The sequence below is a fragment of the Mycolicibacterium sichuanense genome (assembly GCF_033741125.1).
Taxonomy (GTDB): domain Bacteria; phylum Actinomycetota; class Actinomycetes; order Mycobacteriales; family Mycobacteriaceae; genus Mycobacterium.
On record NZ_JAWQPU010000001.1, the window covers coordinates 1,043,297 to 1,067,236 of the forward strand.

The 23,940-nt window shown below is 66.9% G+C and carries 23 protein-coding genes and 1 pseudogene; 15 read left to right on the forward strand and 9 right to left on the reverse strand.

Going from position 1 to position 23,940, the window contains the following annotated elements:
- Positions 1-8: 8 nt before the first annotated feature.
- The 8 genes and pseudogenes from SBI80_RS05090 (at position 9) to SBI80_RS05125 (ending at position 6,624) form a co-directional block, all read left to right on the forward strand.
- Positions 9-1,100, forward strand: a complete 1,092-nt coding sequence (locus SBI80_RS05090; RefSeq protein WP_318973701.1) for an MCE family protein — start codon at positions 9-11, stop codon at positions 1,098-1,100.
- A gap of 2 nt (positions 1,101-1,102) precedes the next feature.
- Positions 1,103-2,566, forward strand: coding sequence for an MCE family protein (locus SBI80_RS05095; RefSeq protein ID WP_318973303.1), 1,464 nt, complete (start codon positions 1,103-1,105; stop codon positions 2,564-2,566).
- 4 nt (positions 2,567-2,570) lie between these two features.
- Positions 2,571-3,239 (forward strand): Rv1363c family protein, encoded by a 669-nt coding sequence (locus tag SBI80_RS05100; protein ID WP_318973304.1) that lies wholly within the window; start codon positions 2,571-2,573, stop codon positions 3,237-3,239.
- Entirely contained in the window at positions 3,236-3,904 is a 669-nt protein-coding gene (locus SBI80_RS05105) for an Rv1363c family protein (RefSeq protein ID WP_318973305.1), read from the forward strand. Before SBI80_RS05100 ends, SBI80_RS05105 begins: the two co-directional genes overlap by 4 nt.
- Before the next feature lie 192 nt (positions 3,905-4,096).
- A pseudogene (locus SBI80_RS05110) lies at positions 4,097-4,382 on the forward strand (alpha/beta hydrolase-fold protein); the annotation flags it as partial.
- A gap of 449 nt (positions 4,383-4,831) precedes the next feature.
- Positions 4,832-5,176, forward strand: coding sequence for a hypothetical protein (locus SBI80_RS05115; RefSeq protein ID WP_318973306.1), 345 nt, complete (start codon positions 4,832-4,834; stop codon positions 5,174-5,176).
- A gap of 104 nt (positions 5,177-5,280) precedes the next feature.
- Positions 5,281-6,147 carry an HTD2 family dehydratase gene (locus tag SBI80_RS05120; RefSeq protein WP_318973307.1) on the forward strand — a complete coding sequence of 289 codons (867 nt, stop codon included), beginning with the start codon at positions 5,281-5,283 and terminating at the stop codon, positions 6,145-6,147.
- A 111-nt stretch (positions 6,148-6,258) separates the two neighbouring features.
- Complete coding sequence (locus SBI80_RS05125) at positions 6,259-6,624, forward strand: DUF732 domain-containing protein (protein ID WP_318973308.1); 366 nt, start codon at positions 6,259-6,261, stop codon at positions 6,622-6,624.
- Positions 6,625-6,848: 224 nt separating this feature from the next.
- On the opposite strand, the gene SBI80_RS05130 is transcribed toward SBI80_RS05125, so the two are convergent.
- Entirely contained in the window at positions 6,849-6,995 is a 147-nt protein-coding gene (locus SBI80_RS05130) for a hypothetical protein (protein ID WP_318973309.1), read from the reverse strand.
- Between the two features lie 340 nt (positions 6,996-7,335).
- Between SBI80_RS05130 and SBI80_RS05135 the strand changes: the two genes are divergently transcribed.
- The 3 genes from SBI80_RS05135 to SBI80_RS05145 all read left to right on the forward strand — a co-directional run bounded on the left by SBI80_RS05135 (position 7,336) and on the right by SBI80_RS05145 (position 9,276).
- Positions 7,336-7,899: a hypothetical protein gene (locus SBI80_RS05135; protein WP_318973310.1), complete on the forward strand. Its 564-nt coding sequence runs from the start codon at positions 7,336-7,338 to the stop codon at positions 7,897-7,899.
- Between the two features lie 115 nt (positions 7,900-8,014).
- A complete protein-coding gene (locus SBI80_RS05140) occupies positions 8,015-8,572 on the forward strand; it encodes a CsbD family protein (RefSeq protein WP_318973311.1) in 558 nt (185 codons plus the stop codon).
- On the forward strand, positions 8,569-9,276 hold the full coding sequence (locus SBI80_RS05145) for an IF2 family translation initiation factor (protein ID WP_318973312.1): 708 nt from the start codon (positions 8,569-8,571) through the stop codon (positions 9,274-9,276). The genes SBI80_RS05140 and SBI80_RS05145 overlap by 4 nt, the downstream gene beginning before the upstream one ends.
- A gap of 155 nt (positions 9,277-9,431) precedes the next feature.
- Here SBI80_RS05145 and SBI80_RS05150 read toward each other — a convergent pair whose 3' ends face one another.
- On the reverse strand, positions 9,432-11,312 hold the full coding sequence (locus SBI80_RS05150) for a hypothetical protein (RefSeq protein ID WP_318973313.1): 1,881 nt from the start codon (positions 11,310-11,312) through the stop codon (positions 9,432-9,434).
- A 278-nt stretch (positions 11,313-11,590) separates the two neighbouring features.
- Here SBI80_RS05150 and SBI80_RS05155 point away from each other — a divergent pair, with 278 nt between their 5' ends.
- Positions 11,591-13,222 (forward strand): metallophosphoesterase, encoded by a 1,632-nt coding sequence (locus SBI80_RS05155; protein WP_318973702.1) that lies wholly within the window; start codon positions 11,591-11,593, stop codon positions 13,220-13,222.
- 15 nt (positions 13,223-13,237) lie between these two features.
- Here SBI80_RS05155 and SBI80_RS05160 read toward each other — a convergent pair whose 3' ends face one another.
- Together SBI80_RS05160 and SBI80_RS05165 are read right to left on the reverse strand one after the other, a co-directional pair.
- A complete protein-coding gene (locus SBI80_RS05160; RefSeq protein ID WP_318973314.1) occupies positions 13,238-14,344 on the reverse strand; it encodes an acyl-CoA dehydrogenase family protein in 1,107 nt (368 codons plus the stop codon).
- A gap of 7 nt (positions 14,345-14,351) precedes the next feature.
- On the reverse strand, positions 14,352-15,527 hold the full coding sequence (locus SBI80_RS05165) for an acyl-CoA dehydrogenase family protein (RefSeq protein WP_318973315.1): 1,176 nt from the start codon (positions 15,525-15,527) through the stop codon (positions 14,352-14,354).
- Positions 15,528-15,935: 408 nt separating this feature from the next.
- Here SBI80_RS05165 and SBI80_RS05170 point away from each other — a divergent pair, with 408 nt between their 5' ends.
- A complete protein-coding gene (locus tag SBI80_RS05170; protein WP_318973316.1) occupies positions 15,936-16,376 on the forward strand; it encodes a hypothetical protein in 441 nt (146 codons plus the stop codon).
- Positions 16,377-16,379: 3 nt separating this feature from the next.
- Here the strand turns inward: SBI80_RS05170 and SBI80_RS05175 are convergent, their stop codons facing one another.
- The 3 genes from SBI80_RS05175 to SBI80_RS05185 are packed head-to-tail and all read right to left on the reverse strand — an operon-like array spanning position 16,380 to position 20,163.
- Positions 16,380-16,820 (reverse strand): hypothetical protein, encoded by a 441-nt coding sequence (locus tag SBI80_RS05175; protein WP_413232664.1) that lies wholly within the window; start codon positions 16,818-16,820, stop codon positions 16,380-16,382.
- 44 nt (positions 16,821-16,864) lie between these two features.
- Positions 16,865-19,684 carry an MMPL/RND family transporter gene (locus SBI80_RS05180; RefSeq protein WP_318973318.1) on the reverse strand — a complete coding sequence of 940 codons (2,820 nt, stop codon included), beginning with the start codon at positions 19,682-19,684 and terminating at the stop codon, positions 16,865-16,867.
- A 35-nt stretch (positions 19,685-19,719) separates the two neighbouring features.
- Complete coding sequence (locus SBI80_RS05185) at positions 19,720-20,163, reverse strand: MmpS family transport accessory protein (RefSeq protein ID WP_318973319.1); 444 nt, start codon at positions 20,161-20,163, stop codon at positions 19,720-19,722.
- A gap of 239 nt (positions 20,164-20,402) precedes the next feature.
- On the opposite strand from SBI80_RS05185, the gene SBI80_RS05190 reads away from it, so the two are divergent.
- Both SBI80_RS05190 and SBI80_RS05195 read left to right on the forward strand, forming a co-directional pair.
- Positions 20,403-20,876: a MarR family winged helix-turn-helix transcriptional regulator gene (locus tag SBI80_RS05190; RefSeq protein ID WP_318973320.1), complete on the forward strand. Its 474-nt coding sequence runs from the start codon at positions 20,403-20,405 to the stop codon at positions 20,874-20,876.
- Between the two features lie 57 nt (positions 20,877-20,933).
- Positions 20,934-21,188, forward strand: coding sequence for a hypothetical protein (locus tag SBI80_RS05195; RefSeq protein WP_318973321.1), 255 nt, complete (start codon positions 20,934-20,936; stop codon positions 21,186-21,188).
- 6 nt (positions 21,189-21,194) lie between these two features.
- On the opposite strand, the gene SBI80_RS05200 is transcribed toward SBI80_RS05195, so the two are convergent.
- Both SBI80_RS05200 and SBI80_RS05205 read right to left on the reverse strand, forming a co-directional pair.
- The gene (locus SBI80_RS05200; protein ID WP_318973322.1) at positions 21,195-21,746 is read right to left on the reverse strand and encodes a M15 family metallopeptidase; all 552 of its coding nucleotides are present in this window, start codon (positions 21,744-21,746) and stop codon (positions 21,195-21,197) included.
- 93 nt (positions 21,747-21,839) lie between these two features.
- Positions 21,840-23,924 carry an FUSC family protein gene (locus SBI80_RS05205; RefSeq protein WP_318973323.1) on the reverse strand — a complete coding sequence of 695 codons (2,085 nt, stop codon included), beginning with the start codon at positions 23,922-23,924 and terminating at the stop codon, positions 21,840-21,842.
- Positions 23,925-23,940: the final 16 nt, after the last annotated feature.

The following is a 23,940-nucleotide window of genomic DNA, read 5'->3' on the forward strand; positions in this document are numbered from 1 at the left end:
CGATCGCCATGGCGCTCACCGCCTCCTCGGGGTGCGGTTGGCATGGCCTGAACTCTCTGCCATTGCCGGGCACTGCCGGTGGTGGGCCCGGGTCGTTCACCATCGAGGCCGAGCTGCCCAACGTCGTCAACCTGCAGCCCAATTCCCGTGTCCGGGTGGGGGACGTGACGGTCGGGAACGTCACCAAGGTCGACATGCAGGGGTGGCATGCCCTGCTGACGATGTCGATCGACGGTGACGTAGACCTGCCGGCCAACGCCACCGTCACGCTGGGCCAAACCAGTCTCTTTGGTTCGCTGCACGTCGAACTGGCGCCGCCGACGCAGTCCGCTCCGGAGGGCAGATTGCACGAGGGGTCGCTGATTCCGCTGTCGAGCGCCGGAATGTACCCCAGCACCGAGCAGACTCTGGCGGCGATCTCCCTCGTCCTCAACGGCGGCGGAGTCGGCCAGATTCAGGACATCACCGAAGCGCTGAGTACCGCGTTCAACGGTCGCGCCGACGATCTGCGGAGCTTGATCGGACAACTCGACACCTACGTCGGATACCTCGACGATCAGAAGGACGACATCATCGCCGCAGCCGACAGCCTGAACAACCTGGTGGGCCAGATCGCGGCGCAGAAGCCGGTCGTCGACAAGGCGCTCGATACCATCCCCGATGCCCTCGCCGTGCTGAACGACCAACGCGAGACGATCGCCAACGCCGTGACGCAACTGGGTCAGTTCTCCGCGCTCGCCCGTAGCTCGGTCGACCAGACCAAGACTGCCTTGGTTCGCGAACTGTCCGACGTCGCTCCGGTTCTCAAGTCGTTGGCAGACGCGGGCCCAGCCATGACACGGGCGCTGAGCGTGCTGCCCACCTATCCGTTCCCCAAGGAGCAACTGACCAAGTGGATCCGCGGTGACTACGCCAACCTGACCGCGGTCATCGACCTGACGCTGAGCCGGCTGGATTCGTCGTTCTTCACCGGAACGCGGTTCGAAGGCAACCTCACCGAACTGGAATTGCAGTGGGGTCGCACGATCGGGCAGCTGCCCAGCCCCTACACCGCGGCCAATCCTCTGGTGGTTCCCTACCGCAACGATCAGGGGGCCTAGGCGTGTACTTGCCACGACGCGTCATCACCCAGATGGCGATCTTCACGACCGGCACGCTGGTCGCGGTCTCCGTGATGGCCTTTCACTACATGGGGCTGCCCAACTATCTGTTCGGGGTCGGCCACTATCGGGTCACTCTGCAGCTGCCCACCGCCGCGGGGCTCTATTCGAGCGGCAACGTGACCTACCGGGGCACCGAGGTCGGCCGCGTCGAAAGCGTTCAGCTGACGAACACGGGCGTCGACGCAACCCTGTCGTTGACCTCGGACGTTCCCATCCCCGCCGACCTGAAGGCCGAAGTGCACAGTCAGACGGCGGTCGGCGAACAGTTCGTCGCGCTGCTGCCGCGAAGCGCCAACGGGCCGGTCCTCAAGGACGGGGACGTGATCGCCGAGAACCAGGCTTCGGTACCACCCGACATCAATTCACTCCTGGCAGCGACCAACCGGGGTATTCAGGCGATTCCGCACGACAGCTTGAAGACCGTCATCGACGAGGGTTACACCGCCGTCGGCGGACTCGGCCCAGAGTTGTCCCGATTGGTCAAGGGAACCACTTCGCTGGCCATCGACGCCCGCAAGAACCTCGACGCGCTGATCACCTTGACCGACCAATCCCAGCCAGTGCTGGACTCGCTGACCGAGACCGCGGATTCCATCGCGGCTTGGGCAGCCAACATCGCCACCGTCACCGGGGAGCTCGAGAACCAGGATCCGGCGGTGTCCAAGATCTTGACCGATGGCCCAGTGACCGCCGACGCGACCCGCGCGCTGCTCGACCGACTTCAGCCGTCGCTGCCCATCCTGCTGAGGAACCTGGTGGGCCTCGACGATGTCGGCATCGCCTACAACGACGATCTCGAACAGACCCTCGTACTGCTGCCGCAGGGCATCTCGATTTTGCAGGGCGCGGGTCTGGCCAACCGAAACACCAAGCAGGCCTACAAGGGTGGCTTCCTGTCGTTCAACTTGAACCTCAACCTGCCGCCCGCCTGCCTCACCGGCTTCCTGCCGCCGCAGCAGCAGCGGGTACCCACCGACGTGGACTATCCGCCCCGGCCCGCTGGAAACCTCTACTGCCGGGTGCCCCAGGACTCGCCGTTCAACGTCCGCGGTGCCCGCAACATCCCGTGTGAGACGAAGCCCGGGAAGCGGGCACCCACCGCCGCCATGTGTGAGAGCGACGAGAACTACGTTCCGCTCAACGACGGCTACGACTGGAAGGGCGACCCGAACGCCACGCTTTCCGGCCAGGCCGTTCCCCAATTGCCGCCTGGGGCAGCGGAGGCCGCGCCGGCGCCACCCCCGGCCGCGGCGCCGCCGCCGACCGCGGTTGCCTCGTATGACCCCAACACCGGCGAGTACATCGGTCCCGACGGCCGGACTTACCGGCAGACCGATCTGGGGCGAGATACCCACGAAGACCAATCGTGGCAGGACATGTTGCTGCCACCGAAGGGACGGTGATCGAGTGACGATTTCCATCGCAACCACCCAAGTCACGCCGAACTCGGAGCCGCCGGTGTCGGGTGACGGGGCAGCCGACGCCGACGCGGCTGCTGCCATCGATTCGGCGGTCGGGGATGCTCGCACCGGTGCATCCGACACCGTCGACGAGAACGGCGCCGTCGGTACGCGGTCGCGGTGGCGACCGCGCGCGACGCCACCGCGGATCGCACTCGTGCTGGGTTTGACCGCCGCGGTGGCACTGGCCGTCGTGATCGGGCTCCTGGGAGTTCGGGAACACCACGCGCAGCAGTCGGCCGACCTTCGTGCGCAGTACCTTCAGGTGGGTCGCCAAGGCGCGGTCAACCTCACCACGATCGACTGGCACCATGCCGAGGCGGACGTGCAACGCATCCTCGACGTGGCCACCGGCCCCTTCTACGACGACTTCTCCCAGAGATCCCAGCCATTCGTCGACGTGGTCAAGAAGGTGCAGTCGGTGTCCACCGGAACGGTGACCGTCGCGGGGCTGGAGTCGGTGACCGACGACGGGGCACGGGTGCTCGTCGCGGTGAACGTTCAGACCACCACCAACGAGGCGCCGCAGGAATCGTCGCGCTCCTGGCGGATGCGCATCTCCGTCCAACGAACCGGCAACGACGTGAAGGTGTCCAACGTGGAGTTCGTCCCATGAGCCACGCGCAAGAGTCCATCAGTGCGACCGAGGCGGCCGAATCCGGCACCGGCGAGGCCGAAATCGTGAAGGTCGACGTGGCGTCGTCGACCGACTCATCGAGCGAGGACACCGCAGACGCGTCGGACGGAGAAGCCGGGCTCGACCGGGACCCGACCACCGCGGCCTCACCCCCCGCCGCGCCCAAGCGTCGGCATCTCGTCGCATACGTCATCGTCCCGTTGCTGGTGATGTGTTTGGCCGCGGGCGCCGGCTACCTGAAGTTCAAGGGTGGTTCGCTCACCGAAGAATCACGGGCGGCCCAGACTTCGGTGCAGGCGGCCACCGATGGCACCATCGCCCTGCTGTCCTACCGCCCCGACACGGCAGAGGCGACGCTGGGCGCCGCCCGGGATCGTCTCATCGGTACCTTCCGAGACTCCTACACGTCGTTGACCAACGACGTCGTCATTCCAGGCTCCAAGGAGAAGAAGATCTCGGCGACCGCGACCGTTCCCGCCGCCGCATCGGTGTCGGCGAGCGAGAACCACGCCGTGGTGCTGGTCTTCGTCGACCAGTCTGTGATCGTTGGTGACGGCGCGCCCTCGGCGACGGCCTCCGCCGTCCAGGTCACCCTGGACAAGGTGGGAAGTCGTTGGCTCATATCGGGATTCGACCCGAAGTGAGCAGCCGCTCATGTGATCGGCACCAGCAGGGAGGTGATCCAACGTGCGACCAGCCATCGTCGCTCTGCGACTCGCGCTAGCGGTGGCACTGGGGGTATGCCTGTGGGCTGCCGCCGAGGCCAAGGCAGCTGCGGTGGAGTATCTGATGGTGCCGTCGGCTGCGATGGGTCGCGACACTCCGGTGGCGTTTCAGGGCGGTGGCCCGCATGACCCGAGCGTGCACGCCGGGTTGTTGGTGAACAACGGCACCCGGGTATGGGTGTTCAGTCCGTCGACCGTGACGTGCAGTGATCCGGCGGCGATGATCGGCTATTGCGATCAAGCCCAAGGCAGCAATCGCAGCTTCTTCGCGCAGTATCGGGCGGTCGGCGGCAGCAACGCCCATGTCGACATTCCCGTCGGCGGAAGACATGACTGGTCCAGCTGGGGTCCCCAGCTTGTGGCGATGTCTGGTGATCTGACGGCGACCTTGCGATGAGGACTGTCAAGGCGCCGGTTCGCCGACTCTCCCGCCCGAGGCCTCGAGGTCGGTGGGGCCGGTTGGCCGTGGCGACCATCGTGGTCTGTGCTGGCATCGCGGCCACTGAATGGTCCCCTTCTAGTGTGGCGGTGGCCGACCCAGGGCCATCGTGCCCGTTGGCGCTGGTGTTGATGTGCCGGATGCTGCCCGTGGCACCAGATCTCGACGAGGACGTCGACTTGACCCAGCCGACGCCCCCACCGCCGGTTGGCGACGTGGTGGAGCCACCAGCAGACCCGAATTCATCGTGACGGTGCACACCCTGCCGCCCGCCGCCCAGGAAGCCATCCGTACCGACCTCGACGGCACCAATCAGCACCGCGCCGTGGCGGAGCACTGATGGCGAGTACATCCATGCGACGTTCGCACTGCATCGAGGACATCGACCCGGGAATCGAGGGAATCAGATGAATCGCGCAGACGAACGTGTCCTCGCATGGTCACTGGTCGATGCCGCCTCGCCGCATCTGTCGGTCGAGACACGAACGGGTCTCAACATGAAGATCGGTGCCGGCGAACTGGACGGTGCCATCGTCGAGTTGTTGACGTTCTACGGGAATACCAAGACGGCAATCGCCCGCGATCTCGTCCTCGAGTTGGACGCCTGGATCTTCGGCTACACCGGCACTCCCACCGAGAGGCGACTCCGCGAATTGCTCGATCGGATTCCCCTGCAGCAGAATGCTGCTCAGGGAGCGACATCCGCCGAGCTCCGGCCTCGACTCGTGACGTCGGACATTCGGGTCTCGTGAGGTCCATCCTGCGGGTCACGCGGTGACGGCGTCCCCCGCACGCACAGCCGAAGTGCGGCCCGCCAACGGCGGCGACGAGCCGCCACGACACGAATGGACGTGATGTGAGCGCGACACCCCAGGACGGTCTGGAGGCACTCAGTGCTGATTGGTCGCCGTCGCCGGTCGAACGGCACGAGGTCGTGTCCGCGCCAGTGGCACGGAACCTGGCGGCAACCCTGGACGCCGGGTTGCCCATCGTCGACGGTGATGCGCTTCCACCGCTGTGGCAGTGGTCGTACTTCCTGGACTGGGTGCCAACCCGGGAACTGGGGGAGGACGGGCACCCCCGGGACGGGCACTTCCTACCGCCTTTGCCGAGCCGGCGCCGGATGTTCGCCGGCGGCCGGGTGCAGGTCGTGGCGCCGCTGATCATTGGTGAGCTGGCGACGCGCACGTCGACGCTCGTCGGCAAGGCGGTGAAGCGTGGGCGTTCGGGGGAGATGCTGTTCGTCACCTTGCGTCACGACTATCGCCAGGGTGGTGAACTGCGACTCACCGAGGAGCAGGATCTCGTCTACCGATCCGAGGCAGGCACGCCGGTGCCCCAGTCGCCGGTGACCCGGCCACTCGGCGAGCCGACGGCCCCCTGGGTGATGGTCCCGGAGCTGCACCCGGCCTTGCTGTTTCGCTTCAGTGCCCTGACCGCCAACGCGCATCGCATTCACTACGACCAGGGGTACACCACCGGGGTCGAGGGCTTTCCCGCGCTGGTAGTCCATGGGCCGCTGTTGGCGATCTACATGGCCGACTTGGCGCGAGCCCACGGAGGAAACCTGCGGACGTTCGACTTTCGCTTGCAGCGTCCGGTCTTCGTGACCGACCCGATCCGGGTGCAGGGCACCCCGGGGGAGGTCGGCGGGTCGGCAGAGCTGGCGGTCGTCTCCGGCGACGGTGACGTGCATGCGACGGCCTCGGCCTCATTCGACTGATGCCGCCACGGAAACGATTGAACGGCAACGCCTATGGCCGGTGCGCAGAACGCGCGGACGATTCGTGAGAAGTCAGTGCCCGAGCGGGGGCCGGGGAATAGGATGGAAGCCATGATGCGTCGTCGGATGGTCGTACCGTCGCTCGTCAGCGCGTCGGTCTTCGGCCTCGTCGCAGCGGTCCAGGCTCCGGCAGCCAGTGCGGTCCCAGCGCCGGAGGTGGAGTACACCTACGACGTGATGTTTCGGCGGCACTACGACTTTCCGGGCAACGATGCACTCGGCTATGGCTATCAGTTGTGCGACAAGGTGACTCAGGGCCAGTCCTATGCCGACGTCATGCGTGACGTCAAGGCGGACGTCACGCCCAACGACGAGGCATCGGCCAACTACCTGGTCTCCAATGCGGTGGGCATTCTGTGCCCGGCGCAGATCTGGCAGTTACGGAATTCGGCGGCGAACTACCGCCCGCCGGCGTAGCGGGATCCCACCGAACCCGACACCGTTCTCAGGGTCGGCATGGTGATGATTGCTCACGGCCGTCTTCACGCTGGTTCCCCGACGATCTGGCTGACGGCAGGGTTCCGTCGATGAGGGCCCGGGGTCGCCGCGACGGCGGGGTTCGTCGAGCTCCAGACGCACCCGTGGCCGAATCCGGTGCGAGGCGGAGTCGGCCATGGGTGCGGCCTCGATCATGCGGTGCGTCAGCTGGGTGACTCGGTGGCGGCGTTATCCGCCGCCTGTTCCTCGCCGGCCGGATGGTCGGTGTCGCGGGGGTTGACGTCCTTGGCTGATCCTGCGTCGGCCGTCGGTGCGTCCGGTGTGGTCGTGTCGTGTGCGTCGTTCGTCATGGTTCTGTTCTCCTGGGTGATCGAGTCGGTGATCGACTGGGTCGCGGCATCGGTCTCGTCGATGCCGGTGAGACGACCTAGTCGTTGGCGGCGATCTCGACTTCGCGGTGGCCTGGATCAGTACTCGGGGGTCTGGCGAGTGGACCGGCTTTCAGGCGCTTACCCGGTGGCTTCGGTCGCAAACGTCCTTCCCGTGGCCGCTGCACGAATCGAGGCTTGGCGCAATGTGATTTAGCGCGAACGTCGAGGAGGGCGTTTGAGATGCGTCGCACCGAGCATCCCTGGCACAGGGCGTCCTGACACACCACGACGACTCTCTCGCCAATTCGAAGGATTGTTCATGTCTTCACGCAACACGGTTGTTCGTTCTCTGCACGACCTGGGTGCCGCGGGCTGGTTCGGCGGCTCACTCATGGGGGCCGTTGGGGTGAACGGTGCCGCAGACGCGGTGCGAGACCCCCAGGATCGCGCTCGGGTTGCGGCCATGGGTTGGGCGAAGTGGGCTCCCGTCAACGCGATCGCGGTCGGTGCACACCTCATAGGTGGCGGCGTGGTGCTCTACGCCAATCGCGGGCGCGCCAAGCATCAGTCCGGTGTCACGTCCAACACCGTCGCCAAGCTCGTGGTCACGGCCGCAGCCCTGGGTGCCACCGTCTACAGCGGCATCCTCGGGGCCAAGACGGCCAAGGGCGACGGCCACTCGGTCGACGGGGCAACCGACCCGTCGGCCAGCACCCCTGACGACGTCGCAGCCGCACAGCGTCAGCTGCGGTATCTGCAGTGGGCGTTGCCGGTGCTGACGGGCGCGATCGTCGTTCTCGGAGCCCAGCAGGGCGAGCAGCAGCGTCCCAGCCAAATTCTGACCGGAGTCGGCAGCACACTGGCTCGCCGTGTTCAAAACTGATTGCCGCCAGCGCTTCTCGCGTATCGCAGCTGCGTAGCGCGTCCACTCAACTCTCGACGATCAAACGCGTGACGGAACCGCGCCCGTGGCGCTTTCCCCGCAGAAGGAGTACCAGATGACCGAGCACGACAAGGCCGACCAGGCGCGCAAGGGCCTGATCGATTCGATCAAGGGCAAGGCCAAGGAGGTCACCGGTGCGGTGATCGGCAATGACTCGCTGGCCGCCGAGGGTCAGCTCGAGCAGGCGCAGGCCCAGGAACGCAAGGACGCCAGTAGCGCGGAAGCCGTCGCCGACGCCGAGGCGGCGCGTGCCAACGCCGAGGCGACCGATGCCAGGCTCGCCGCAGCCAAGGAGCGAAATGCAGAGGCGGCGAGGATTTCTGCGATGGAGGACACCATCGAAGCTCAACGCGATGCGCGCGCCGACGTCGCCGAGCTGAACGCCCGACGAGAGGCTGCCCAGAACGAGATGCAGGCCGAGAAGGACGCTCGGCGCGAACTCGACCGCGCTGCTGCCCAGGAGCGCGTGGATGTTCGCGCCGCCGTCGGTGAGGTCGTAGACGCCGCCGACGACCATCGGGCCGAGATGGAAGAGGCCGCCGAGGCCAAGGCCCAAGCCGATCAAGCCAGGGCACGTGCAGCCGCTTTGACCAACCAAGCCGACCTGCCTTGAGCACCGGCAAGACCCAGGAGTCCACGATGATGATCACCAAGGTTTCGCGTTCGATCTTGCGCTTCCAGTACCAGTTCGTCCGCGTCCCACTAGCGGTGATCGAGCAGCGACTCGTCTCGCGCCTCGACATGGAGGCTCCCGCCCGGTTGATCTACGAGCGTTCCCTCGGCGTGCTGGACGCAACCGTCGGAAGCGCGTTGGGTGATCCGCGGCTCGAACGGCGCGGCGCGGCTCTCGCCGAGCGCAGTGAGGCGCTCGGGCGCGCAGCTGCGCTCGATGCAGAGGCCCTCCAGCGCGCGTCGCGTGCCGATGCCGATCTGAAGACCCGACGTCGCGATGCGGCCGAGGATCAGGAGAAGGCCCGCACCGCCAAGGAGCAGGCCGTCGAGAACGCCTCTGAGAAGGCTGCCGAGCGCAAGCGCAGCGCCGAGTCCAACGCCGCAAAGCGCGCTGCCGACGCCAAACACAAGGCTGACGAAGTCGCTGCCCGCCAACGTGAATCAGTGGCGGCCGTCAAGCAGCGCGAGGAAGATCGGATCAAGGCTGCCGAGAAGAAGGCGATCGATGCCGCCGAGGCCAAGCGCGAGGATGCCCAGTCGCAGCGCGACGAGGCGGAGCGGCAGCGCACGCAGGCCGACCGCTTGGAGGAACTCGCCGACGCAGAGAAGCAGAAGCGTCAGGCCAGCAGGTCCGCCAAGGCCTGACGGTACTGCCGCCCCGGTGCATGACCGAGGCGCGTGTACGTGATCGGTGGTGAGGGCCGCAAGGAACCGCTCCGCCGATGGCGGGCATGGGAATGACGGTGTTGAGCACACAGCACCGCCCCATGTTCGCGTTGGGAAGGATCTGGCGGGGGAGGCTAGGGTCTGACCAGCGTTCCCGCTGCCGATGCGGCGTATCGAAGCTGTGGGATGGTCAGATCGCCGTAGCCCATCTCGACTGGACCCATGATGGACCCTAGCCACGGCACCGCGTCTGGATCCGGGGCGATGCCAAGGTTGTGGGCCTGCATGCCCGGCAGGTGATGCTCGAAGAAGTTGCCGAGCACGTCGATCGCGAAGATCAGATCGCCGAGAATGCTGGTACCCCACAGTGATGCCGCGTTGAACAGCGGGACCACCGCACCGGGGTCACCGATCATGACGATGGAGCCGTAGTGCGGCTTGCTGCCACCGCCGGCGACGTAGGCCGGTAGGAACGGTTGCAACGCCGGCAGATCGGTCGCCAGGTAGGCCGCGGTGTCGCCGTAGGTCTCCACGTTGACGAAGCCCGAATCGGCACCATTGGCCGGCACGACGGTGTTGATGCCGGGGCTCTCGAATCCGATGCCGCCGAGGCCGGTCTGTTGTGCGACGTATTCGGCTTCCCACCCGCCCAGCGAATGCCCGGTGACGAAGACGTCGCCGGCGGAGTAACCCTGCCCGGCGGCGGCTGCCTGAACCTGCCTGGCGAAGGCCAGCGAATCGAGGAACGCCTGCGGCGTGGAATCGGTGAAGATCACCTGCGCGTCGGTGATGATCTGGGAGATGGCGATCAGCGGGTTGAACAGCAGATTCGTGCCGCCGGTCGTGCCCTGATAGGCAATGATGACCTGCTGCTGCGGTGTCACCCACACCTGAGCCGACTCACCCGACAGGATGTTGGTGGACGTCATCGGCAGGCCGTCGACCGTGAACGGCTGCAATCCACCTGGGGTGCCACCGAGCACGTACTCCGCGGCGGCGGCGTCAAGGAACTGGGAGACCGTGGGCGTCACCGCGCTAGTGGGCCCGGTGTAGGTCAGGCTCGGTACGACGGGTTGAATCACGGGGCGCCGGTCCAAGCCGAGCACGTCCTCCACCCGACGGAAGACGGCGAACAGCGCCTCGTCGATGGGGGAGAAGTCGAACGGGCTGCTGGGGCCGCCCACGGCGACGGTGAGGTCCAGAGCTTGGAGCAGGGTGTTGATGATCTTGCCCGGCAATGCGATGAGCTGCGCAATGGGGGACGGCGGGCCGGGTGGTGATGGCGTCACGGCGACGTTCGTCGTGGCCGGCGTGGGCGCCACCGTGGCGATTGCGGCCTGGTGGGCGGGGGCGACGCCCGAGGCCGTCGCCGTAACCGTCGCAGCTGTCGGAGTAACCGTGGTCGTCGTCGCAGCCGTCGCAGTAGTCGCCGTCGTCGTGGCGGTCGTCGTCGGTTCCGGCTGAGATGACGTCGGTGAGGGCGTGGCACGGACGGCCTTGCGCGCGGTGGTCGTCGGGGCCCGCTGCGCTGCGGTGAGATCGGGTTGGTCCGAGACGACCGGTGCCGTCGTGTCCGTCGGGATGGTGGGTGGAGGCGGCGTTCGGACGGCCGAGCTGGCAGTGGCGATCGACGTCGAAGTCGATGAGTCATGCTGCGTTACTGGGGATTTCGATGGCAGGCTGGCCGCGGTCGTCGCCGCCTCGAGCTCTTCGGCCGTCGGTCCGGCGGCGGACTGGGTCTTGGGTGACCGGCTCTCCGAAGCCTTCGGGGATGTGGTGCCCGTCGCCGGCGCGCCCTGGTGTGGGGCGTCGGCATCCGCGTGATCGTCGGGTCCACCGTGGTTCGAGCTGCTGGAACTAGTGCTGCCGTCGGAGTCGGCGTGCGGGGTGTCGGCCCACGCCACGCCGTGCGCCGACGTGGCTGCCAACCCCACGCTCACGGCGATCGCGGCGAGCAGATGGCCACCGGGCGGCCAGTCGTGGGTCTTCGCGCCGCGTCGTGGGTGCGCCGTCATCGAGGTCTCCTTCGACATCCCGTCACCCGTGCGGCACCTACGGCCCGCGGCGAGGGTTCCACCGGCCCCGGTCAGACTATGACAGCGGTCGATGTCAGTCTCGGTTTTGGCGCAGAGGCGGGGGAGCCGAGTGTTAACCAAGACTTCAACGGCAGTTTCATGACCCGGCGCGGCGTGCAGGGACGCGCTGGACGAGCATGGTCGGAGTGCGTGTCAATCGCCCGGCGGGCCAGCAGGACATTCCCGACACCGGCATACCCACGGCGGTCGCCGTGAACATGACCATGGCCGAGCAGTACGAATGGCATCGAGCCTTCCTGCGCAGGCACCCCGTGAGCCGACGTCAGTTCCTGGGTGGGTCGGCCGCCGCAGCCGCCGTCGCCGCCATCGGCGTCTCGCCGTTCGGGGCGCGGGCCTACGCGCAGGACGCCCCGCTATCGGTGGCGAACCGGCGCGTGGGATTCGGCACGGACGCCTCCAGTCAGCTGCGGCTGGCCGCCCAGCTGTCTCGAAACCCCAAGGGCAACAAGGTATACGTCGACCACGGTCCGACCCCCGCGCTCGGCGCGACGACCGAGGCGGAGATCCGCAATCTCGTCACGCAGATCCCCGCCAGTGACGGCGGGGTGCTGGCCGCCGAGCAGTTCTACGCCCACGTGCCCGTGGACGGACTGCCCGGGAGGGCGCCGCACTACTACCGGTGGCGGACCGACGACGGCTTCGTGACCGACGTCCGGTCCGCGTCGACGGCAATGCCCCGCGGACGCGCCGCCCTCGCTCCGTTCCGCTTCACGATGATTGGTGACCAGGGCACCGACGAAACCCCAACGCTGCCCGCCGGTCTGGCTCGCGGTGACTACGACGACGCCTACTACAAGGCCGACGACGATCCGGACGTGCCGCACACCGCCAACGTGCTGAGGCAGATCATCGCGGCCAATCCCGACTTCCACGTGCTCGCCGGCGACATCGCCTATGCCGATCCCTCGGGGGCGGGCAAGCCGCCGACGTTCGTCCCTTCCGGCGGACGTCTCGCCTCCGGCTTCGACAAGTTCAACCCGTTCGTGTGGGACGTCTACCTCGGCTCCATCGAAGCCAGCGCGTCGGTGACGCCCTGGATGTTCGCCACCGGCAATCACGACATGGAGGCCGCCTACCCCGTCCACGGCTACGGGGGTCATCTGGCCCGCCTGGACTTCCCGGACGACGGTCCGGCCGGATGCCCGTCGGTGTACTCCTTCGTCTACGGCAACGTCGCCGTCCTCTCCCTGGACGCCAACGATGCGAGCTATGAGATCACCGCCAACACGGGGTATTCCGGCGGCGCCCAGAACCGTTGGGTGGAGCGCACTCTGGCGGCCCACCGGGCCAATCCCGACGTCGACTTCGTCGTCTGCTTCTTTCACCACTGCGCGTACTCCACCACCGCGACCCACGCCAGCGACGGAGGGGTGCGCGCAGCCTGGACCGATCTGTTCGACCGTCACGGGGTCGACCTGGTGCTGCAGGGACACAACCACGTCTTCGAGCGGACCGACCCGATCCGGGCCAACCGGGCGACGACCGTGGCGGGGGACGGCGGCGTGGTCCACCCCGAGACCGACGGCACCGTCTACTACACGGTGGGTTGCGGTGGGCGCCCGCGCTACGACTTTCAGCCCGGGGAGCCGGAGAGCTACCGCGGCAACGAGGCACCGGACACGTTCGTCCCCAACAGCTACGTGTGGACGGCAGACGGCGGCAAGCAGGCCGAGGCGGTCGGCTGGTCACGCGTTCGTTACCGCGGCTACGCCTTCGTGCGCGTCGACGTACGGCCCGGCACGCTGGTCAGCGAGATGGACGTGGTGGCCGTCGACGAATATGGGCGCGAGCTCGACAAGCTGACTTACCGACGCCCCGTCCGGAGCTGACGGGTCGTCGGCAGGTCAGAGGGTGACCGTGGAGTAGGACCCGATGCCGCCGATCAGCGCGCGTAGTTGATCATCGGCGGAGCCGAGCGTCTGGTCGATCGCGGTGAGTCGAGCCGCGTAGTGACCCACGGGGTACTCCGAGGTGACGCCGATGCCGCCGTGCAACTGGATCGCTTCCTGGGCGATGTGCCGACCCGATCGACTGACTTGCAGCTTGGCGCGGGCGGCGATGACGGGATCGAAGTCTCCGTCCGCGATCGACACGGCGGCATAGAGGCTCATGCTGCGGGCCAGCTCCAGTGAGACGTACATGTCGGCGGCCCGTTGGGTCAGCGCCTGGAATTTACTCAGCGGAACGCCGAACTGCTTGCGGGTCGTCAGGTACTCGGTGGTCAGTCGCAACGCCTCGTCCATCGCGCCGACGGCCTCGGCGCACAGTGCGGACTGGTGCCGGATCAGTGCGTTGCGCAACGGCTGACTCGCGTCGGCGTCGGCTCCAAGCCGTTGCGCGGCAACGGCTTCGAACGTGACCTGAGCACCCCGCTGGCCGTCGAAGGTGCGGAATGCCCGCCGGGTGACGGCAGCGGCGTCGACGAGGAAGAGCCCGGTGCCGCCGTCGGGGAGCGCCGCGCTGACCACGAACGCGTCGGCGCAATCGCCGGAGAGCACCGGGTTCTTGACACCGGTGACCGTCCACGAGTCGGCCGATCCCTCGGCCCGGGTGGTGACCGCCACCGAGGCGCCGCGCGTCCCGGGTTCCTGATGGGCCAGCGCGAGCAGAGTGTTGCCCTGGCCCACCCCCTCGAGCAGCGACCGCTGCGCGTCGCCATCCAGCTCGGCGAGCAACCCGCCGGGAATGAGGGCGGCCTGAGCGACGGGTTCGGGTGCCAGCCTGCGGCCGATCTCGGTCATCACGACCATCAGCTCGATCTGACCGGCCTCGCCGGGCTCCAAGCCCAATCCGAGGATGCCCGTCTCGGCCAACTGCGCCCAAACGTCGCGGCTCCACCCCAGGTCGGTGTCGGTGACCGCGAGACGGGTCTCGATGTCGTAGGTGCGCGAGAAGATCTCGCTGGTGATCTCGCCAAGCAGCTTCTGTTCGTCGGTCAGGTCGAAGTTCATGGCGTCCTCACAGTCCGAGAATGGTCGAAGCGATGATGTTGCGCTGCACCTCGTTGGTGCCACCGTAGATCGAGGTCTTGCGGTAGTTGAGGTACTTGGGTGCGGCGAGGCGGGCCCACGCCGGCGATTCGAGGTCCTCGGCGGTGCCGAAGGGCAGGGCATCCGGGCCCGCGACGTCGACGAGCAGCTCGGTGACGGCCTGCTGGAGTTGGCTGCCCTTGAGCTTGAGGATCGACGACGCCGGGTTGGGTTTGCCGTCGGCCTCCGAACCGCTGACCCTCAGCTGTGTGAGCTCTAGCGCCAGCAGCTCGTTCTCGAGTTCCACGACGCGGCTGGCGAACAGCGGATCCTCGAGCAGCGAACCGGATCCGGCGGGCGTGCTCGCAGCGCGTTCCTTGACCTGGGCGAGCCAGACCTTGGTGGTGCCGATCCGGGCGATGCCGGTGCGTTCGTTGCTGAGCAGGAACTTGGCGTAGGCCCAGCCGGCGTTCTCCTCGCCGACGAGTTGATCGGCCGGCACCCGGACGTCTTCGAAGAAGACCTCGTTGACCTCGTAACCACCGTCGATCAGCTTGATCGGCCGCAACGTGATACCCGGCGTCGACATCTCGGCCAGCAGGAAGGAGATGCCGGCCTGCCGCTTGGGTGCGGCCGGATCGGTGCGGGCGAGCAGGAATATCCAGTCGGCGTACTGGCCAAGCGTGGTCCACGTCTTCTGGCCATTCACCACGTAGGAATCACCGTCGCGCACCGCCGTGGTGCGCAGTGACGCCAGATCCGAGCCGGCTTCCGGCTCCGAGAAACCCTGGCACCACCAGATGTCGAGATTGGCCGTCTTGGGCAGGAAGCGTTCCTTGAGGGCCGGTGAGCCGAACCGGGCGATGACGGGGCCGACCATGCTGGCGTTGAACGCCAGCGGCTCGGGCACGCAGGCCAATCGCAGCTCGTCGGCCCAGATCTGGCGTTGCAGCGGCGTCCAGTCCTGACCGCCCCATTCGACCGGCCAGTTCGGGACGGCTATCCCGCGCTCGTTCAAGATGCGCTGAGCGGTCACCACGTCATCGGGCATGCGAAGCTCGCCGTTGCTTGCCCGGTCCCGGACGTCCTGCGGAACGCGGGTGGTGAAGAACTCGCGCAATTCGTCGCGAAAGGCGACTTCGGCGTCGCTGAGCGCCAACTTCACTGTCGAACCTCCGATTCGTCATGGCCCACGTCGTGACCGCTACCGGGAGTACCCGGTACCGGTGAGACTATCCACCCGGCCGGGATCGGCCGCGCCGGCGTGCCGTGGTGCGGTTCGGGTGGTCCGCCGATGCCCGAGGCGTGGGTGCGACGTTTGCCCTCGCGATGTGAATACCGTTGCTGCGCAGACCCGATCGGCCCGATACCGCGATGTCGGCGGTTCGTCACGCCGGTCGCGCGTCCCGCGGATCACCCTCGCCTGCTCGACGGGGAGCCACCGTCGACGATGCTGGCAGACGGGTCGCGCGACCCGCGCCGCCGACCTGACCCGTCCTCCCGCGGCGGACTCCAGACCATCCATCTCGGCAATCGCAGCCCGGACGTGGGAGCGGCGATCTAGACTTTGCCCATGGAGCGGTCGGTGCTCGTCGGGCAGATGGTGGGTGCCGTGGCGCCCCGGCTCGGCGCGGGCGGCGCGTCGGCCGCGGGGGCCGGTGGCATCGCCCACTGGGTGCTGCCGCTGGCGTCGCTTCTGGCCGTGTTCGCCGTCGGCGGCGCCGCCGCCAGGGTAGCTCGGCGGCTGACCCGCAGATCGGCACCGGAACTCTTGGCACTCCTCGATCGGTCGGCGGACTTCTACAGCCGATGGCCAGAGGACCGGCTCGCGGCCGCGCCCCGCGGCGAGCTGGTGACCGAAGAGGCCAGGTGTCGTCGGATCGTCGAGTTGCTGGGCTCCTCGGGTGGGCCCGCCTCGCGAGGGCCCATCGATGGCCTGCAAGCCTGGATGACGTTGCTGCGTCAGGGGATCGGCAATCATCCGAGCACGCCGACGGGGCCGGTCTACGCCTAGGGTCTAACTCGACCCGGAGGCGATCGGAACGTCTGGGCCGGGGCTGACCGACACCTTCGACAGGCGCTTCTTCAGTCGGGAGCTCTTGCGCATTTGGATGATCAGGTTGGTGGACGTGAACATGGGAATGATGCCCAGGAACGTGCGCTCCGACGGTGTCGCGCCGTGCAAGTACTCCAGGCTCCCAAGGATGTAGAAGATTCCCAACGTCATGAAGGCGGCGGGGACCGAGTAGGCCATTGGAGACCTGCGGACGTCGATGATGCGCTCCGCGAGGTTCAGCTCGTCCTGGGTCATGGGTTCGCCCTTGCGCAGTTTGCGCAGAGCGCGCTGATATCCGTTGAGGTCGTCACTCATCGGGATGGCGTGCAGTCGCAACAATCGCTGGGTGTAGACGAAGGCGATGGTGGCGAAGACCACTTCCAGGGCGAGGGCGACGAACATCAGGACGCCCCAGAGGCCGAGGCCCGTCGTGTGCGTGCTGAGATTCACCGGGTCACCCCGGCGAAGTCGGCGGGTTGCCTTGGCGGCAGTGGACGTGAGCGCACCAGCGTCGGCCACCAAAACCAGGGCCCGAGCAGTCTGATGAGCGACGGCACGATGAACGAGCGCACGACGAGGGTGTCCAGGAGTAGACCGATGCAGACGGTGGAGCCCACCTGGGCGATGGTCTTCAGATCGCTGGCCAGCATCGCCAGCATCGTGAAGGCGAAGACCAGGCCCGCCGAGGTCACCACCCCGCCGGTGCTGCCGAGCGCGCGAATCAATCCGGTGTGCAATCCGGTCGTCTGGAATCCGACGCCGATCTCCTCCTTGACCCTGGCGATCAACAGCAGGTTGTAGTCCGAGCCGACTGCCACCAGGATCACGAACGTGATCGGCAGCACGAGCCAATGCAGGTGTAGCCCAATGAGGTGTTGCCACAACAGAATGGACAGTCCAAAGGCGCCGGCGAACGAAAAGGCCACCGTCCCGGGAATCACGATGGCTGCCATCAGGGAACGGGTGAGCACCAGCATGATGAGGAAGATCAACACGAAGGCGGCGATGGCCACGATCTTCAGATCCGACAGCGCATACTCCTGGATGTCCTTGTTGTTCGACGCCGCTCCGCCGATGTAGATCCGCGACCCGGCCAACGACGTCTCCTTCAACGCCGCCTTCACCGCGTCGGGGAAGGCGTTGACATGGTCGATGCCCTCCGGGGCCATCGCATTGCCCTCGTGGGTGATGACGAATCGAGCAGCCTTGCCGTCGGGGGACATCATCAACTGCTCGCCGGTCTTGACGTCCTCGTTGTCGAAGCCCTCGCGTGGCATGTAGAAGTAGTCGTCACTGCGCGACTTGTCGAAGTCGTTGCCGACGTTGATCTGGTCGTCGAAGGTCTGATCGGTCTGGGTGGCCTGCAGGTGTGACGGACCGTAACTGTTGACGATCACGCTCTGCAGTGCCTGAGTCTCGTCGCGCATCACCTTCAACTGGCTGACCATCTGCGGCATCAGGGCATCGACGGCCTGGAAGTCGGTGACGGCGTTGTGAATCTGCTCGTCCAGGGCGTCGATGCCGTCGAGCCCGTCGAACAGCGACCGGAACGAATAGCAGACTGGAATGTCGAAACAGTGCGGCTCCCAGTAGAAGTAGCTCTTCAGGGGCCGCATGAAGTCGTCGAGGTTCGAGATGTCCTCATTGACCTCGTCGGTGACCGCCTGCAAATTCTCGAGCGTCAACACCGTGGTGTGCAGATCGTCGGCCAACTTCTGGGTCAGGTCGATGGTCTTGCCCAGCGTCGCAACGGTTTCGGCCTGGATCTTGGCCTGCTCGTCGGTGTTGTCGTTGGCGTGTTCGTTGAACGGCAACTGCTGACCGGCGGCACCGCCCTGCACGGTGAACAGGTAGGGCACGTTGGCATGGTCCAACGGGCGGCCCAGGGGCCGGGTGATGCTCTGCACCATGGCCACCCCTGGCAGCCGGACCAACTCCTTGGCTACGCGGTCCAGCGAGATGAAGTCTGCGGAATTGCGCATGTCGTGGTCGGATTCGACCATCATCATCTCGGTGAACAGCTTGCTGGGCGGGAAGTGCCTATCCGAGGCCGTGAAACCCTGATTGGCCGCACCGCCGGCGGGCTGGTAGGCCCGATCGTCGTAGCTCACTTGATAACTCGGCACGAAGATCGCGCCCAGAGCCACCACCGCGGTGCTGGCGGCGAGGATCGGCACCGGCCAGCGCACGACGCTCGCCCCGATGCGCCGGTACAGCCGCCCGCGGGTCGGCTGCTTGGGATCGAAGAGTCCGAACAGGCTGCCCACGGTCAGCAGAGCCGGGGCCAGTGTCAGAGCCGCGGCGATGGTGAACAGCATGCTGATCGCCACCGCGGGGCCCATGGTGTGGAAGTAGTCCAGCCGCGCGAAGGTCAGGCAGAAGCACGAACCCGCGATCGTCAGACCCGAGCCGATGATGATGGGCGCGACGCCGCGGTAGGCGGTGTAGTAGGCCTCCTCTCGGGTTTCGCCCAACTGTCTGGCCTCGTGATAGCGGCCCAGCAGGAAGATGCCGTAGTCCGTGCCGGCGCCCAGCGTCAACGAGACGACGATGTTCACCGCGAACGATGACATCGGGATGATGCCGTAGTGCCCCAGGGTCGATACCACGCCCTTGGCGATGAGGATCTCGAACAGCACGCTGTACATGGGCACGGCGACGTTGGTCAGTGAGCGGTACACCAGCAGCAGCATCACCAGGATCAAGATGATGGTGACGATGGTGATGTTGTTCAGACTGCTGTTGGCGATCGACAGGGTGTCCGAAGCCATTGGCGCCGAACCGCTCACGTAGACCTTGAGGCCGGGCGGTGGCGCGTCCCCGGCGACGATGTGCCGCACGGCGTCCACGGATGCGTTGGCCTGGATCTGGCCCACGTTGCCGGCCAGGCGGAGCAGAACGTAGGTCGCCTTGCCGTCGATGCTCTGGGCTCCGGCGGCGGTGATCGGCTTGCCCCACAGGTCCATCGCGTACTGCACGTGCGTGGTGTCGGCCTTTAGGCGTTGCACCAGACCGTCGTAATACCGGTGGTCTTGGTCGTCGAGGGGATGGTCAGCCTCCAGCACGACCATCGTGAGGCTGGTGGAGTTGGACTCCTTGAACACGTCACCGATGTGCAGAAGCGCGAATTGGGACGGCGCGTAGGTCGGAATCTCCGGCCCGGCCAGCTCGGTCGCCACGTCCTCCACCTTCGGCACGAAGGTGTTGGTCGTGATCCCGACCAGCGCCCAGAAGATGATGATTGGAATCGCCAGCAGGCGAACCATTCTCGGAAGGAACGGCCGCTTCGCCTGATGCGCGCTCACGCGGACTTGACCCGGCAGGTGACGTCGGCGTCCTGGCGCGTCGCCGACTGTTCGTCGCGGACCACGTCGTCGACCAGCATGCGGCAGCCGACCTGACCTCCGCGCACCTGAGCCGAGATGCTGCCGGACACCACGGTGAGCGTGGTCGTCTCGGTGTGCGACCACGGCAGGTCCGTGATCTGGACTTCGTGGGGATGCCCGTCGATGTCGATGTAGTCCAGCATCCCGCCGGTGCCCACCTCGCCGAAGAGCTCATAGGTGAGTCGTTTGGGGGTGAACTCCTCGGGCGCTTGCGGAGGATTGACGGCCAGCACCGGCCCGGGTGCCGAAGACTGGTGGACCTTGAACATGGACAAGCCGCCCACGCCGAGTGCCACGACTATCACCAACGGCAGCCAGCTCCGCGCCAGGACGGTCCTGCTGCGGGAACGGGAGCTCACCCAACGTCCAATGCCACTGCCGGTTTATATCCCACATGCGATGAATACCTCAATCGCAGCGCTGCCGCAGGCCGTGATTGACAGCTCTGTCACAGAATTACGACAGGAAACTGGCAGGTGTAAGAAACCGTATTTCACCAAGATTGAACCGCTGAGCTGCGGTTCATTCGGTCGACCCAACAGGTGGCGCGCGGCGAACAACTATCGCCTTTGCATTATTCCAGTGATATAAATCTGCCATGGAGCGACCGGACGCGGACAACGCCGATGCCATCTCGGAGATGGTCGAGTTGAGCACCGATCTGTTGTGGAGATACCTGGTCGATCGTGATGGGCTGAGTGCGAGCGCCACCTTGGTCATGAACCGGGTCAACCGCGAGGGCCCCATGCGATTGACGGCTCTCGCCGAGGCCGAGGGCGCGAGCCAGTCGGGGATGACGCAGCTGGTGCAACGCATGGAGCGCCAGGGTCTGCTGGAGCGATGGAGCGATCCCGACGACGGCCGGGCATCCTTGGTCATGCTGGGTGAAGCGGGACGGCAGTTCTGGCAGTCGCGAGCCGAGGTCCGCCGGCAACGCATCGCCGACCTGTTGCTCGCGGTGTCCGACGACGATCAGGTGGCGCTGTGGCTGGCTTCTCGCGTGGTGGTGCGCGTGCTTGGCCAGATGCGAGAGGCCGCGGCCAAGAATCAGGGGGCCGAGGTCTCGAGCTGACGGCACGGCCCGGGCGGGCGTAGAGTCGAGCCGACCACGATCCGTGAAGAGTCCATCATGCCCGTGCCGATCCCGGTGCGATCGCCCGCCCTCCTGGCGATCGGATGGGTACTGGCCGCCGCCTTCGTCTCCGCGCCGGTCGCGGGGGCCGAACCGACCGACGGTCCCGCGGCGTGCCGGCCGAGTGTGGAAGCTGGCGTCGAGGTCGATACCTGCACCGGCACAACCGATTACGGCGACAATGCCGGTCAGCGGGTCAGGGTGGTGCCACAGTTCTGCATCGGTCTGGGCATCGGCGGATGTGACGACTGAGCGCGGCTAGCTGGCCGCATTCGCACGCAGCGGGGGACAGCTGCCCTGCGGGTCGGTCGCCAGCTCGAAGTGCCACGCCTCGTTGGCGTAGATCTGGCAGAGTCCGAACTGGGCCCCGTTGGCACTGAGCCACTGATCGGCGCCCGTGCCGCCGACGTCGACCGCCTCGCCGAGGACGTGCTTGGAACCCTCCGGGGTTTGAACGAACTGGCGGGCGGCCGCCAAGCCGCCGTAGGTCTGCACCGCGTCGTCGAGCAGACGCTGCTGGAATTCCGGCGACCGCCACCCCGATGAGATGGTCATCGTAATGCCGTCCGCGCTCGCCGCGGTCGCCGCGTGTTGGATGGCGCTCAGCAGCTGCGGGTCCAGGCGGCCGACCGACGGATCGCCGACGTCGAACGGAGTCGGCGGACCGCCGGCGCGCAGCGAACCGTCCGCGGGATCGGCCGGCGGGTCGACGGCGGTGGTCTGGTCCACCAGCTCGATCGATGGCGAGGGCGGAGCCGGGAGCAGCCCGACGGTGATCGCCGCGGCGGTCACGGCCAGTGCGACTCGCATCGGTTGGTCCTCCTCGCCGGGGAGCCACGATGGCTCCGGTGTCGGTGCTCGACCTTAACCGTTCGACCAGTGGCGAGAGGCTCCCGACGGGTCTCACACGTGCGTGGTGACCTCGAGCAGGGCCCGTTCCATCGAGTTGAGTGCGCGAACGGCGCCGCGGACGGGACCGGGGGGCACGTCCGAGGACTGCATGACCTTCAGGATCATCGTCTCCGCAGTCTTCTCCGGCGCCTGGACGTCGTCGCCCGCCACGACCCTGCGGAAGGTCTCGATGATGTCGCCGACGTGTTGGGCGGCGTCGCGCAGGGCGTCGGCGGTCGGGTCGGGCGGTCCCGTACCGGTATCGGCGCGCGCGGCGTTGACCCCGGCCCTGGCCAGCGCGTGGGCCGAGCGGTTGGCAGCCTGCAGGGCACGGAGCAGGCGCTTGACGCCGCGACGACTGCGCGCCGTGAAACCCATCTGCAGGGGCCGCCCGGCTGCCACGGCGTCCTGCAGCGTGTTGTCCAGCCGGCGGGTAGCGGCGACGAGATCGGTGTCGGCGCCTGGAGAGATCACCGACTCCGTTGCAGTGCGGACGATTTCGGAAAGCAAATTCAGGTAGTCGTCCACCTTCTCGACGAAGGTCGCCCGGGTTCCCGTGCTGAACACGAAGTAGGCCGACGCGATGCCGACCGCCCCGCCGACGACGGTTTCGGCGATGCGCAGTTCGAGCACCTGGACGCTGAAGTTGCCGAGCAGCCCGTAGAGCATGGCGAGGAGGACGGTGGTGAAGAACGTCAGCCATGCGTAGGCGACCGTGACGAGATAGAAGGCGCAGAACACGCAAACCACCAGCAGGACGATCTGCACCGGCGTGTTCTGCCCGACGGCCGCCGCCAGGAGCACACCTGCGGCCACCCCGGCGACGGTGCCGACGATGCGGTGACCCGCCTTGGTGAGGATCTCACCGCGGGTCGACACGCCGGTGAAGACGAGGAACGCGGTCAATACCGCCCAGTACCAGCGGTCGGGCGAGATGAGCTCGCCAAGGACGGTGGCGGCGCTGGTGGCGACGGCGACCTGGATGGCGGCCTTGGTACTCGGATCGAGCCCGGCAGCCGGTTCCTCGGCCGCCGGTTCCTCGGCCTCCGGCTCGTGGGTCGGTGCTGGTGCGTCGGTGACACCGAGCGCGCGGGTGGTGATGTGATGAATCGCCAGATGCGCCTGCACGGTTCGGTAGGCGATGACGGTCGCGATGCCGCTGGTGGTCGACGGGTCCGCCCGGTCGGCGGCGGCCGCCGCCCGTCGTCGCGCCGCCCGAAGTTCCTCCTCGGAGGGATGGTTCTGCAGACAGGCCCGCAGCCCGGCGATCGCGTCGCCGAGCCCGACGGACCACTCCTCGGCGGGCTCCAGGCTCCACAGCAGACGGGCCAGCTGTTCGAGGGCGATCTGGGCGTCGAAGACCCGTAGTGCCAGATCTTGGCTGGTGACGCTGAGTACCTCGGCGGCGTCGTGACGGTCGAGCCAGTCATCGATCATCAATGCCGTCTCACCCAGCTGATCCAGCCGCCTCCGGAGCACGCTCGCGTCGTACTCGCCGCGATCGACCGCAACGTCCAGGACGGTGATCGAGGCGGCCCGGAGCGCGCGGACCAGACGCTGAACCTCCACACGGGGACGATCGGGGAACACCAGCACCCGCACCAGCAGCGAGGCACTCAGACCCACCGCAACGGCGACCGCCAGCACCGGCAGCTGACCCGGTGTCGCGCGCAGGAACAGCGCGAAGAAGTAGGAGATGAACGCGACCATCCCCATGGCGTTGCCCCGGGGACCGAACCGGCGTACCCACACCGCGCCGAAGAGCACGACGATGAATCCGACGTCGGCGATCTTGCCCAGCGGCGCCAGCAGGGCGGCCAGCCCCACTGCACCGACGGCTGGAATGAACAGCAGCAGGGTGGTGATGACCCGGTCGCGTTGATGTTTGTCCTTGACCGCTGCCGAGGACTGCATCGCCACGATCGTGCCAAGCATGGCCACCGTCACGGGTTGCTGGGTCAGGCGGGTGAACCCCAGCAGCGCCACCATCGCCAGGACGAGCGACAGCGTGGTCGCCGCGGCGCTGCGCAGTCGTAGCCGACCGGGATCGGCGATGACCAGCAATCGTGTCGTCGCCGCCAGCGATGCCCGGTGCATCGGTCGATTGTCCGTC

What these genes read in the sequence shown, in the direction of transcription:
- SBI80_RS05090 (WP_318973701.1), top strand. Translation starts at nt 9, where the DNA reads ATGGCGCTCACCGCCTCCTCGGGGTGCGGTTGGCATGGCCTGAACTCT.
- SBI80_RS05105 (WP_318973305.1), top strand. Translation starts at nt 3,236, where the DNA reads ATGAGCCACGCGCAAGAGTCCATCAGTGCGACCGAGGCGGCCGAATCC.
- SBI80_RS05115 (WP_318973306.1), top strand. Translation starts at nt 4,832, where the DNA reads ATGAATCGCGCAGACGAACGTGTCCTCGCATGGTCACTGGTCGATGCC.
- SBI80_RS05125 (WP_318973308.1), top strand. Translation starts at nt 6,259, where the DNA reads ATGATGCGTCGTCGGATGGTCGTACCGTCGCTCGTCAGCGCGTCGGTC.
- SBI80_RS05130 (WP_318973309.1), bottom strand. Translation starts at nt 6,995, where the DNA reads ATGACGAACGACGCACACGACACGACCACACCGGACGCACCGACGGCC.
- SBI80_RS05135 (WP_318973310.1), top strand. Translation starts at nt 7,336, where the DNA reads ATGTCTTCACGCAACACGGTTGTTCGTTCTCTGCACGACCTGGGTGCC.
- SBI80_RS05140 (WP_318973311.1), top strand. Translation starts at nt 8,015, where the DNA reads ATGACCGAGCACGACAAGGCCGACCAGGCGCGCAAGGGCCTGATCGAT.
- SBI80_RS05150 (WP_318973313.1), bottom strand. Translation starts at nt 11,312, where the DNA reads ATGACGGCGCACCCACGACGCGGCGCGAAGACCCACGACTGGCCGCCC.
- SBI80_RS05155 (WP_318973702.1), top strand. Translation starts at nt 11,591, where the DNA reads ATGACCATGGCCGAGCAGTACGAATGGCATCGAGCCTTCCTGCGCAGG.
- SBI80_RS05160 (WP_318973314.1), bottom strand. Translation starts at nt 14,344, where the DNA reads ATGAACTTCGACCTGACCGACGAACAGAAGCTGCTTGGCGAGATCACC.
- SBI80_RS05170 (WP_318973316.1), top strand. Translation starts at nt 15,936, where the DNA reads ATGGAGCGGTCGGTGCTCGTCGGGCAGATGGTGGGTGCCGTGGCGCCC.
- SBI80_RS05175 (WP_413232664.1), bottom strand. Translation starts at nt 16,820, where the DNA reads ATGTTCGTCGCCCTCGCCCTGGAAGTGGTCTTCGCCACCATCGCCTTC.
- SBI80_RS05180 (WP_318973318.1), bottom strand. Translation starts at nt 19,684, where the DNA reads ATGGTTCGCCTGCTGGCGATTCCAATCATCATCTTCTGGGCGCTGGTC.
- SBI80_RS05190 (WP_318973320.1), top strand. Translation starts at nt 20,403, where the DNA reads ATGGAGCGACCGGACGCGGACAACGCCGATGCCATCTCGGAGATGGTC.
- SBI80_RS05195 (WP_318973321.1), top strand. Translation starts at nt 20,934, where the DNA reads ATGCCCGTGCCGATCCCGGTGCGATCGCCCGCCCTCCTGGCGATCGGA.
- SBI80_RS05200 (WP_318973322.1), bottom strand. Translation starts at nt 21,746, where the DNA reads ATGCGAGTCGCACTGGCCGTGACCGCCGCGGCGATCACCGTCGGGCTG.
- SBI80_RS05205 (WP_318973323.1), bottom strand. Translation starts at nt 23,924, where the DNA reads ATGCACCGGGCATCGCTGGCGGCGACGACACGATTGCTGGTCATCGCC.